The organism is Streptomyces sp. NPDC048612 (genome assembly GCF_043199295.1).
Lineage (GTDB): Bacteria > Actinomycetota > Actinomycetes > Streptomycetales > Streptomycetaceae > Streptomyces.
Map to the genome: position 1 here is coordinate 1 of NZ_JBICVV010000023.1, position 8559 is coordinate 8559.

The window sequence follows — 8559 nt, forward strand, 5'->3', positions numbered from 1 at the left end:
GGGGGGGGGGGGCGGCCCCCGGGGGGGGGGGGGGGGGGGGGGGGGGGGGGGGGGGGGGGGGGGGGGGGGGGGGGGGGGGGGGGGGGGCCCCCCCCCCCCCCCCCCCCCCGCGCCCATGGCGGCTCCGGTGCCCAGGGTGGCTGCGGAGACGACCACGGTCAGCGGCAGCAGTACGGAGCGAAGCCGGCGTGGGGAGGCCATGAGGACGATCCTTTCCGTTGCACGGGCGACGCGCAGTGGCAGCCCGTGTGTGGTGCGGTGACAGCCTGTCCTGCGGACAGATGGGGGGCCAACTGCCCGCAACTGCAAGCACTGTACGCTAAGTTACCCACGGGTAATCATTGGCTGCGGTCCGTACATCGCCGCCCTGCCGGCCAGTGGATGTGCGCACGAGGCGGGTGCCGGAATCGCAATGGTCGTCCGCCACCCGACCGCGTCATGAGCCTGATGCGGAATCCACGATCCTCCGATCCGCCCCAGTGATCATGATTGGTAGCCTCCCGGCATGACGATGATCTTTGACGAAGCCGTCCGCGCCCGGCTGCAGGCCCCCAACATCTGGTACGTCGGCACCGTGTTCGCCGACGGAGCACCGCAGGTCAGCCCGATGTGGGTGGATCTGGAGGGAGAGGGCGAGCTGATGTTCAACACCTCGGTGGGCCGGGTGAAGGAGGAGAACCTGCGCCGCGACCCCCGCGTCTACCTCTCGCACGCGGACGCCGCCGATCCCTTCGACCGGGTGCAGATCAGTGGCGAGGTGGCCCGCTTCATCGAAGGCCAGGAGGCGCACGATCGAATGGACCAGCTGGCCCGGAAGTACCTGGGCAGCGAGCGGTTCGAGTGGACCATGCCGGGCGAGCAGCGGGTTGCGGTGATCGTGCGCCCGGTCAAGGTGCGGCACATCGTGGGGGTTGAGCGGTTCCGGCCGGGCGGCCCGGTCCCCGCACCCTGACCGGCACGGCCCTCGCCCCGGCGCGGGCGTTGAGTCCCAGCGGCCCGGCTTCCGGCTCGCGTCGGATCTGCCACCGCCAAGCGCTTCTGCCGCAACTCGCCTTGTGCCTATGGTGTGTTGAGGCCGCAGAGCGCGGTCGAAGGGAGATCCTCATGCCTACGCAGACCCGCCCCGCATCGCACAGTCTTCCTCGCTTCGAAGACGCAGAACCGCTCGGCCCGCAGGACGCGGAGTTCGCCAGGGACATCCAGGCCGTGCTGAAGAAGCACGGAAACCTGGACCGGTTCGGTCTGGTCCTGTTACACGACCACTTCTCGGTCGACAGCGACGAAGTGCTCGTCGAGACGAACGACCCGCAGGCCCGCACGCTCCACGTCGAGGTGGAGAAGAAGGGGGAGACCAAGCACGCCCAGCCATCGCAGTGGCGGTTCGTCGCGGACTCCGAGGAGACGCCCACCGCCCAGAGCTACCGCGCCCCCTACAAGGCGCAGATGCTGTGCCTGACACTGGCCTGCGAGGACCGCTGAGGTCGGACGGCCCGGCTGACTGACCCGCCCGCACGCATGGGGAGGGCTGTGCACGCTCCCACGGGTACAGCCCTCCCCATGCGCTTCGCTCCCGGCTCGCAGCGCAGGCGGTTTGCACGATGCGGTAGAGGACCGCGAGGACGGCAGCGAAAAGCGCCTCGTTGCCCAGGGGGGCAGGGCCGTCGCCCGCGGTCATCAGCGGGTGATGACGCCGTCCGGACCAGCGCCCACTGCGCCGGACCTCGCCGCCGGACTTGGCTCCGGCTTGCTTGAGGCACGACCACTGAGCACGGCCCGAGCAGCGACCCCGGCCGCCACGGCGTAGAGGCGTATGAGGCGTGCGAGGCGCGTCCCAGCCCATCGCCCCCCGGATCGGCAGCCTGGGACTGAACCGGGACAGGCCGGACACCGGCGGCTCCCCCACTCGGGCACAGTCGCCAACCAGCGGGTCGATTGCGGACAGTGGATGGTCACCGCCTGATTCGGATAAGGCCGAGCACCCACGGAGCCTACGGTTTCGGCGGAATCAGGTGCTCTGGAGGCGTACATGAACAGCTATCGCGGTGCGCGTACGGCCATGATCGTGGGCGCGGGTGTCGCTGGTCTGACCGCGGCCACTGCCCTGGCCGGTGCGGGATGGCAGGTTGAGATCGCTGAGGTCAACCCGTCGCGGGCGACTTCCGGCTGGGGGTTGTGCCTGACCGGTCCTGCGCTGCGCGCGCTGGCCGAGTTGGGTCTCGCGGACGGCTGTCTGGCCGAGGGCTACGGCATGAGCGTGATCACGCACGTGGACGCGGACGCCGAACCCGCGGGCCAGGTCCGGCTACCGCGCCTGATCGGTGCGCGGCGACCGGCGATGGCCGGCATAGCGCGCCCCGCGCTGCACCGCATCCTGCACGCGGAAGCCGAGCAGCGCGGCGTAGTCGTACGCGAGGGACTGACCGTCGCCAGGGTGGACGAGGAGGGCGAGCTGGTCCGCGTGCAGTTGTCGGACGGGACGGTCCGGCAGGTCGCACTGCTGGTGGGCGCGGACGGAATCCGGTCATCGACGCGGAGCCTGCTGGGCCTTGAGGCCTCGCTCGACTATCACGGGCAGATGGTCTGGCGGGCTCTGGTGCCCCGCCCGCAGTGGGCTACCGGCATCCACCAGTTTGTCGGGGAGGCCCACACGGCGGGTCTCGTGCCCATCTCGGCCGGTGGGGCGTACGTGTTCGTGACGGAGAACGGAGTGGAGCAGAGCGTCCTGCCCGAGGCCGAACTCGTCCCGCGCCTGCAGCAGATACTGGAGGCCTTCCCGGGCCGGGTGAAGGAGATCCGCCCACTGGTGTCCGGGGCGGAGTCGGTGGTGCGCCGCCCGGTGCTGACCACGTTCCTGGAGGGCGCCTGGAACCGGGGCAACGGCGTCGTCATCGGTGACGCCGCGCACGCGCCCGCACCGCAGATGGCCAGCGGCGCGGCTCTGGCCATCGAGGACGGGCTCGTGCTGGCCGAAGAACTCGGGCGGCACAGGTCGGTAGGGGCGGGGCTTGAGGCGTTCGTCAGGCGGCGCAGGCAGCGGTGCCAGACGCTCGTGGCGACCTCGGTGGCGACCGCCGGCCTGGAGCGTGCGCAGCGCCATCGCGAGGCCTATCCACTGATGGCGGCCGGGCACCGGCTCATGGCCGAGCCCGCGTGACCATCCGGCGCGAAGTGCCCCACACGTTTCGCCTGCCTGCGAGGGCAAGCAGGAGCACCTGGACGCAGACCGGGTAGCGGCCCTGGGCCTCGAACACGGACCTCAAGACAGCCGGGATGCTCCGTGGCCGCCCCATGGACGAAGGGCAAGGGGCGAGGGACACGTGCTGCCCACCGTCCTCGGCCGGATCACGGGACGACCGAGCTGCCCCAACGACAACAACTGAGCTGACCAGCGCGCCTCAAGGGAGTGCACCATGAGCAACAGCAGCAGTCTGATCACCCACCTGCGGCACATCGATGTCGCCATGCCGAACTTCACCGAGCAGCGTCAGTTCTACACCGAGTTGTGGGGGCTGACGGAGGCCGCCGGTGACACCGGTGTGTCGTTCCTGGCAGCCGAAGGCTCCCCGGAGCAGTACGTGGTGCGACTGCGCGAGGACGCCCACAAGCGCACCGACCTGATCGCCTTCGGCGCTGCCGACACGAGCGATGTCGACGCCCTGGCCGCACGGCTGATCACGCAGGGCGTGCGGCTGGTCCACGAACCGAAGCCGTTGGACACACCCGGGGGCGGCTATGCGGTCCGCTTCTTCGACAACGAGGGCCGCGTGGTGGAGGTCTCCGCCGACGTCGCCGCGCGCCGGCACCGCAGGATCGAGGCCCGCGAGCCGATCCCCGTGCGCCTCTCCCACGTCCTGATGAACTCCCCCACCCCCGAGGCCACGGTTCCCTGGTACGTCAGGCATCTGGGGTTCCGTCTCTCGGACAGCATGTGCCTTGGCGGTCGCGGCGAGATCATGTGGTTTCTGCGGTGCAACACCTTCCACCACAGCTTCGGCATCGTGCGCGGGCCTCACGCGGCTTTCCACCACGCCTCGTTCGAGATGCGCGGAATCGACGAGTTCATGCGCGGCACCGGCCGGATGCGGCGCATGGGCGTCGAGCGGCTGTGGGGGCCGGGGCGGCACCGTGCCGGTGACAACTCCTTCAGCTACTTCCTGGACCGCGCTGGCAACACCGTCGAGTACACCACCGAGCTGGAGATCCTGGACGAGGACACCTGGCATCCCCACGTCTACGACCTGCGCGACCCCGCCAACGCGGATCAGTGGGGCACGGCCAACGAGATGGACGAGTTCATCGCCGCCAAATCCCACAACGACGTGGACCCGGGGCTGTTCGTCGCCCCACCGATGTGAGCCCGGCCGAAGAGGAACTCACGGACAATCACCATGGCTGAGACACTGACGCCCGACTCGGGCCACCCGCCACCCACGCTCCACAGCACCGCGGCGGGCGCACCAAGGGAGGTGAACGCCGTGCCGGAGCCGCTGCGCACCTACCTCATCAGCAAATCCCGGAACCCCGTCGACCTGCTGAACGCCGCCACCCTGCTCTTCGGCGGCTCTGTCGCCACCTCGCCGCTGGGCGGCCTGTGCGGCGGCGATCACGAACTGCGTGGTGTGGCCGCGCACGACTTCGCGGTGGGTTACTTCGCCTCGCCGCTCGATGTGCGCGTCGCCTCCGCCCAGGGCCGCAGGTCCTACTTCGTCAACATCGGCGTCTCCGGCGCGATCTCGGCAGCGCGTGGCAGCCTGCGGGCGACCCTGGACAGGTCGACGGCGGGAGTCGTCAACCCCGGAGACTCCCAGGAATTACGGCCCGTGCGTGCCCGCGGGACCCGGTTCCTGGGGCTGCGCATCGACGCCGCCCTGGTCGACCAGGAGTTCCGTGCGTTGACCGGGCACCCGCCGCTCTCGCCCATACGCTTTGACTTCGCCCTGGACCTGGGTACTTCCAAGGGCCGGGCGGTGCGGCTCCTGGTCCGTTCCCTCCTCGAACAGCTGGACTCGGGAGACCCCCTCTTCCAGCGCTCGGACGTGCAGCACGGCCAGCTGCGGTCCCTCGTCACCGCCCTGCTCCTGGCCCAGCCGCACTCGCACACGGCCGAGCTGCGCGCCGGCGGTCCTCCACCCGGCCACCCACGTGCCGTGCGCGTGGCACTCGCGTTCATCGAGGCGAACCTCACCGAGCGCATCAGCCTCAGTGACATCGCGCAGGCCGCCCACTGCAGCCCTCGCACCATCAGTTCGGCGTTCCGCGACCGGCTCGGCCTCTCGCCCCTGTCCTACGTCCGCAGCCTGCGGCTCGACCGAATCCGTGCGGACATCCTCGCCTCCACCGACCCCGTCGGCACCATCGCCTACCGGTGGGGCGTCTCCCACCTCGGCCGCTTCGCTAGCGCCTACCGCGACCGCTTCGCCGAACTCCCCTCCGACACCGCGGCTCGAAGGTGACCCCAACTCGAAGACAACCCCGGCCCCTCCTACCTGTCGTGCTGTCGGCGCACCATCTCGTTGATCCAGGTGGGCGCGAACGGAGAGGTGCAGCCCGGGGACGTCGGGTAGTCCTTGAGCACCTCCAGGCGCTCACCGATCTCGATGGCGCGGGTGCGGTACTCGGGGTGCTCGATTCCGATCTGGGCCAGGCAGTGATTCATCGCCCACTGCAGGCGATCGGGGGCGTCCTTCATCTCCGCCTCGATGATGTCGAGCAGTCCGGCGAGGTCGAGCCCCTCGGGCTTCTTCGCGACGCGTTCGGTCGTCAGCGCCCAGCCGGCGCTCGCGACCACCGCATCCGGGTCGGCGGACCAGGCCAGGCGCAGTTCCTCGGCGTGCGGGTTCTTCTTCACCACGTAGTTCACGAGCCAGTCGTGCACCTTGGGTAGGCGCGCCTGGCGCAGCATGGCGTCCAGCTCGTCGCGCTCGAACGCCTTGGGGCGGCAGATCAGGATCGCCAGGAGTCTCGCCCCGGTGTCATCCGTCTCCCATAGCCGGCACGCGAGTTCCTGCTGCGTTTTGAGACGCTTCGCGAGCGCACGCAGACTGCTGAGCTTCACACCGTGATCGTCACCGTGCTTCTCGTTCACCTCGCGTGTCTTCGGGTCCTGGAGCGCGGCCAATTCGGCCATCACCTCGGCCACCGTCGTCCCGGTCGGAGTCGTCTCGGCCACCACAGCCTCCTGTCCATCACGTGCGCGGTTCAGCCTACGGCCGAAGGGGGTCTCGTGTTCGTCGTGAGGTCTCCACCTGAACATGACCCTGAGCATGACGAGGTCAACGAGCTGCTGATCGAGGGGAAACTCGGGGGACGGCCATCTGGTCGACATCAGCAGGCAGGCCTCCGAAGCGGGAGGATCAGGCCTCGCGGTCACCTGCGTGGCCGCTACGGGCCAACTCCGCCCGGAGTGCGGCCACTTGCATGTCCAGCGCGAACTCGAAGCGCTCGTCGAAGGAGCCGGTAGTGATGTGGGCGGAGGCTGCTCGCAGGGCCGGGAACTCGGACTCGTCGAAAGCCGCCGGCGCGGAAGGGTGGGCGGACTGCGCCTGCTGCTCCTGCGTGATTCCCAGGACCAGGTAGAAGAGGGTGCAGTTCGCCCAGGCCGCGGTTCGAGGCACGAAGCCGGCATCGAGAAGCGTCTGGATCATCGTGTCGGAGAACCGATAGGTGTTGACCTCGGTCGTGGAGAGTCCTGCGATCAGGCGTGCGGAGTCGCGATGCGCGAGGAGGACTCCTCGGCACCAGCGGGCCAGGGCCCGGACGCGGTCCTCCCAGGCAAGAGGGATGGCGGGACCCAAACGATGTCTGAGATGCCACTGATCGTGCGCCAGCTGCGTTGGGAGGCCGCGGGGGTGGTCTCCGTCGAGTTGTCCTCCCCCGACGGGGCGGAGCTTCCGCCGTGGCGGCCGGGTGCCCATGTCGAGTTGGTGCTGCCCACAAGCATCGTGCGGCAGTACTCACTGTGCGGGTCCCCGCAGGATCGCGTCTGCTACCGCATCGGGGTGCTGCGCGAGCGGGCGAGCCGAGCCGGCTCGGAGTATGTGCATGCCTTCCTGCGACCGGGACAGCCCGTCCGGGTGCGCGGGCCGCTGGACAACTTCGGCTTCACACAGGAGAAGGCCTACCTGTTCATCGCGGGCGGCATCGGTATCACCCCGATCCTGCCGATGGTCGGACAGGCCGCCGCATGGGGCACCCCGTGGCAGCTCCTCTACGGCGGCCGCAGCGCGGACTCGATGGCCTTCCTCGGTGAGCTGCGCGACCATCCGGACAACGTGCGGCTCTACCCGGAGGACCGGGCGGGCCGCATACCGCTGCACGAATGGCTGGACCGGCCCCGGCCCGACACCACCGTCTACGCATGCGGCCCGGAACCGTTGCTGACCGCCGTCGAGAACGGGGCCGCGCACTGGGGTCCCGGTGCGGTACGCCTGGAGCGGTTCAGGCCGCGTCCCAAGGCGGCCCGGGTCGACACCGAGGTCGAGGTGGTGTGCGCACGGTCGAACCGTACGGTGACCGTTCCGGCCGGTCGGAGCATCCTGAGCGGGCTGGCGGACGCGGGCCTTCCCGTGACCGGCTCCTGCCGCGAGGGCGTGTGCGGCACCTGCGAGACGCGGGTTCTCGACGGCGAGCCCGACCATCGCGACGACATCCTCACGGCGGACGACCGCGCCGCCGGTGACCGTATGTACCTCTGCGTGTCCCGAGCCCGGGGCGGACGCCTCGTCCTCGATGTGTGACACGCCGGACAGCCATGGCCGAGAAGAACAGCTTTCTGGAGGGCCGGTTTGAACCGCCACGACGACACCCACGGCGGCGCTCCGACGCGCACCGCCGCCGACGACTACCGTCCGCTGACCATGGACCGGGTGCGGGAGGTCATCGGATATCCGACACCGTTCATCGCGGACAAGAAGGAGAGCCACCTCGGTGAGTTCGTCACCAGGTTCATCGCGCACAGCACGTTCTGCTGTCTCGCCACGGCGGACGACGCCGGGCACCTCGACATCAGTCCCAAGGGTGATCCGCCAGGAGCCGTGCGCGTGTTGGGCCCCTGGACGCTGGCCCTCCCGGATCGCCCGGGGAACAAACTCGCCGACACCTTCGAGAACCTCACCCGCAATCCGGCGGTGGGTCTGGTGTTCCTCGTGCCCGGACTGCGGGAGGTCGTGCGGGTGAACGGGGAAGCGTTCATCAGCGATGATCCGGAGCTGCTGACCATGCTCAGCGCCGACGGAAAGCCGGCTGTGCTGGCGATCGTCGTGCGCGTACGGGAGGTGTTCTCCCAGTGCGGCAAGGCCGTGATCCGCTCAAAGCTGTGGGAGGGCGATCAGCGCCGCCTTGCCGATGCCGTTCTGCTGGGCGGTGACTTCTGCACGATGCACGTGGCCGAGAACGCCGCCAAGATGGCTGACAACCTCGGCGATCAGCTCGGGGAACTCACAGCGATCGCCGAGCACCAGTACCAGCACAACCTGTACTGAGGGAGTGCGGATGAAGGGCCCGGCCGCCGTGGCGGCGGACGGCAGAAGCCGGGCCGGCCGGTTCCGCGGTGCGGCGGAA

9 protein-coding genes are annotated in these 8559 nt (G+C 69.6%); 7 read left to right on the forward strand and 2 right to left on the reverse strand.

The genetic code is table 11. From position 1 onward, the window contains the following. Positions 1–505: 505 nt before the first annotated feature. From ACGFN2_RS28250 to ACGFN2_RS28270, 5 genes are all read left to right on the forward strand, one after another. Positions 506–952, forward strand: coding sequence for a TIGR03618 family F420-dependent PPOX class oxidoreductase (locus ACGFN2_RS28250; RefSeq protein WP_362610786.1), 447 nt, complete (start codon positions 506–508; stop codon positions 950–952). Positions 953–1104: 152 nt separating this feature from the next. Next, a complete protein-coding gene (locus tag ACGFN2_RS28255) occupies positions 1105–1479 on the forward strand; it encodes a hypothetical protein (protein WP_393365243.1) in 375 nt (124 codons plus the stop codon). Positions 1480–2026: 547 nt separating this feature from the next. Then, complete coding sequence (locus ACGFN2_RS28260; protein ID WP_393365245.1) at positions 2027–3154, forward strand: FAD-dependent monooxygenase; 1128 nt, start codon at positions 2027–2029, stop codon at positions 3152–3154. Positions 3155–3410: 256 nt separating this feature from the next. Continuing rightward, on the forward strand, positions 3411–4355 hold the full coding sequence (locus ACGFN2_RS28265; RefSeq protein ID WP_393365247.1) for a VOC family protein: 945 nt from the start codon (positions 3411–3413) through the stop codon (positions 4353–4355). Positions 4356–4388: 33 nt separating this feature from the next. Further along, on the forward strand, positions 4389–5453 hold the full coding sequence (locus ACGFN2_RS28270) for an AraC family transcriptional regulator (protein ID WP_393365249.1): 1065 nt from the start codon (positions 4389–4391) through the stop codon (positions 5451–5453). 29 nt (positions 5454–5482) lie between these two features. Here ACGFN2_RS28270 and ACGFN2_RS28275 read toward each other — a convergent pair whose 3' ends face one another. Both ACGFN2_RS28275 and ACGFN2_RS28280 read right to left on the reverse strand, forming a co-directional pair. After that, positions 5483–6127: a DNA alkylation repair protein gene (locus ACGFN2_RS28275; protein ID WP_393365454.1), complete on the reverse strand. Its 645-nt coding sequence runs from the start codon at positions 6125–6127 to the stop codon at positions 5483–5485. Between the two features lie 226 nt (positions 6128–6353). After that, positions 6354–6794, reverse strand: coding sequence for a TetR/AcrR family transcriptional regulator C-terminal domain-containing protein (locus tag ACGFN2_RS28280; RefSeq protein ID WP_393365251.1), 441 nt, complete (start codon positions 6792–6794; stop codon positions 6354–6356). A gap of 12 nt (positions 6795–6806) precedes the next feature. Here ACGFN2_RS28280 and ACGFN2_RS28285 point away from each other — a divergent pair, with 12 nt between their 5' ends. Continuing rightward, positions 6807–7736: a PDR/VanB family oxidoreductase gene (locus tag ACGFN2_RS28285; RefSeq protein ID WP_393365253.1), complete on the forward strand. Its 930-nt coding sequence runs from the start codon at positions 6807–6809 to the stop codon at positions 7734–7736. Positions 7737–7784: 48 nt separating this feature from the next. Further along, a complete protein-coding gene (locus ACGFN2_RS28290; RefSeq protein WP_393365255.1) occupies positions 7785–8480 on the forward strand; it encodes an MSMEG_1061 family FMN-dependent PPOX-type flavoprotein in 696 nt (231 codons plus the stop codon). The last annotated feature ends 79 nt before the right edge of the window (positions 8481–8559 follow it).